The sequence below is a fragment of the Microcystis sp. LE18-22.4A genome, from assembly GCF_027531105.1.
Taxonomy (GTDB): Bacteria; Cyanobacteriota; Cyanobacteriia; order Cyanobacteriales; family Microcystaceae; genus Microcystis; species Microcystis aeruginosa.
Genome location: NZ_JAPZRB010000393.1, coordinates 1 through 2711, shown reverse-complemented (window position 1 = coordinate 2711; position 2711 = coordinate 1). Strand labels below are relative to the sequence as shown.

Below are 2711 nucleotides of genomic sequence, written 5' to 3'. Positions count from 1 at the left end.
ATGGGAAGCTTTGAGCGCAGAAGAGCGAGAAAAGTTCCCACCTTTGTGTCCTGATTTTGTGATTGAATTACGTTCTCGTACCGATTCCTTAACCTCTTTACGCGACAAGATGCGCGAATATTTAGCCAGTGGTTTACGTTTAGGTTGGTTGATTAATCCGCAACAGCAGCAGGTGGAAATCTACCGACTAAATAGCGATGGGGAAATTATTAATTTACCTGCTATTTTATCCGGGGAAGATGTCTTACCCGGGTTTGTTTTGAATTTAACTTAGGAAGGATTACAGGGAATAACAAAGGGAATGACACCGAATCAGGCTATCTCTATTTTGTCAAGACATTTCCAGAAAAGCGATCGATTGTCAGCCTGAAGGTGTATAATGTCTCAAAAGCCAGCATCAAGCTACAAAGTTCTCAATATATCCCAAAAAAAACCATCAGGATTTCAGGAACAGATGCTCTGGCTTCTTCTTCAAAGAAAGAGGAAACTCTCAGTCACAACATTGATATTTGTCAATAATGTCCCCTAAAATTTTCAATCATCACTTTACTCCTCTTAAATCCCTCTCTCTGGGATTATTTCTCCTACAAGCTTTCACTCCCCTTACCCTAGCTGCCCCCCCGCGAGAACTGGATAAAACCGTCGGCTGTGATATTCTGGTGGTGGGTGGTGGTTTAGCCGGTGCCGGTGCGGCCTACGAAGCTTTATTATTAGGAAAAACCGTCTGTTTAACCGAGATTACCGACTGGGTGGGGGGACAGATATCTTCTCAGGGAACCTCCGCATTAGATGAAAGACGGACACAAAGAGAAAAATTATTTTTCCCGAAAGGTTATCTAGAATTTAGGGAAAGAATTAGAAAGCATTACGGGAAACGCAACCCCGGAGAATGTTGGGTAAGCGGGTCTTGTTTTTTGCCTTTTGATGGACATAAATTATTATTTCAACAGTTAGAAGACGCTGCCAAAAAAGGCAAAGGAACCCTGAAATGGTTTCCCTCCACGGTAGTCAAAGAATTAAATATTGAAACTTTACCCAATCGCGGTACTGGTCAACAGATTACCGGTGTAATTGCTATTCAACATAGTCCCGCAAAAGGTACTCCTCCCCTAAATACCGAGTTTTTATCGCAAAAAATGGAGGATATCTATCGCTACGAAAATTCTCCCCGTTTTGATAAGAAAATCCTCCGTTTTGTCCCCAAATCCTCCCAACCGAATCAATTAGCAGATTGGTATGTGATTGAAGCGACCGAAACCGGGGAAATAATCGGATTATCAGATATTCCCTACCGTTTAGGTGTCGATAAGCGCAGTTATCTCGAACCTTCTTCCTCTAGCGTCACTGGAGACCCCTACTGTACCCAAGGCTTTACCTATACCTTCGCCATGGAGGAAACAGAAAAACCACAAACCCACGAGAAACCCGTTTATTATGAACGCTATGCCCCCTATTTTAGCTATGAATTGCCGCGATTAGCCGATTTTGACCTCGTTTTCACCTATCGTCGTATTTGGAGTCCGCAACTGGGTAAAGAGAAAACCTTTGGGGGAATTACTTTTACCGAACCCGTCCCGGGGGATATTTCCATGCAGAATTGGACCTGGGGAAATGATTACCGTCCGGGGACTGCGAAGGATAACTTTATCTACACCCGTGAACAGTTGCAACAGCTAGGACAGTTATCTCCGGGGGGATGGATGGGAGGATTACGCACCGAAACCCTCGCGAGGGGCGAAGAACACGCCATTTCCTACTATTATTGGTTAGTAGAAGGGACCACCGATTCCCAGTTAGGGGACGGGGTAAAAGTTCCCCATTTGAATAACCGTTATCTCTCCGGTTTTGATTCTCCCATGGGTACTGCCCATGGTTTGTCAAAATATCCCTATATTCGGGAAGCAAGACGGATTATCGGTCGTCCTTCCCTGACCTTCCCCGCTGGTTTTACCGTCACAGAAATCGATATTTCCCGACAAAATTTTCAAAGCGATTTCTATCGTCAAAATCTTTCTCCGGCAGAATATCGGCGCTTAATTGCCACCTTGGCAGGATTAGAGGGATTTTCCGTACTTGATGGCACATTATCCCCCGATCAGGCCGTTAAACGCAAGCGATCGACTATTTACCCCGATTCCGTCGGTATCGGTCACTATGCGATTGATTTTCATCCCTGCATGACAGAACATCCCCCCGAAAAACCGGGTAATACAGAAAAAGCAGGAGAAAGACGGGGACAGGGCCAAGCTTATCCTTTTGAGATTCCTTTAAGGGCTATAATTCCCCAAAAAATCGATAATTTACTGATAGCGGGTAAAAGTATCGCTCTCAGTCATATTGCCGCGGCCGCCTATCGTGTCCATTCCTTCGAGTGGTCCTCTGGGGTAGCTGCCGGCATCACGGCAGTGTATGCTTTAGATAATAATGTACTGCCCTATCAATTAGTAGAAAGTGATTTTCTCATCGGGAATAAACAACTGCGAGAATTACGGCAAAAAATCGACGCTAGTGGTAATCCAACTATGTTCCCCGATGCCTCAATTTTCCAGTCGATGGATAATTGGTATTAATTAGGGTCTGCTGAAAAAGTTTTTCCTAGGGGCAGGGTGTAGGGTGTGGGGTGTGGGGTGTGGGGTTTTACCCATTTTCATCGGGTAAATTACCTAATTTTCAGGGAAAAAGTCCCGGAATTTTCCCCCCGACCACTCCCA

2 protein-coding genes are annotated in these 2711 nt (G+C 44.9%); both read left to right on the top strand.

Annotated elements, in window-relative coordinates:
- On the top strand, positions 1-274 hold a 274-nt coding region (locus tag O9295_RS17390; RefSeq protein WP_288034143.1), incomplete at its 5' end, for a Uma2 family endonuclease.
- Between the two features lie 244 nt (positions 275-518).
- Positions 519-2570 carry an FAD-dependent oxidoreductase gene (locus O9295_RS17385; RefSeq protein WP_288034141.1) on the top strand — a complete coding sequence of 684 codons (2052 nt, stop codon included), beginning with the start codon at positions 519-521 and terminating at the stop codon, positions 2568-2570.
- The last annotated feature ends 141 nt before the right edge of the window (positions 2571-2711 follow it).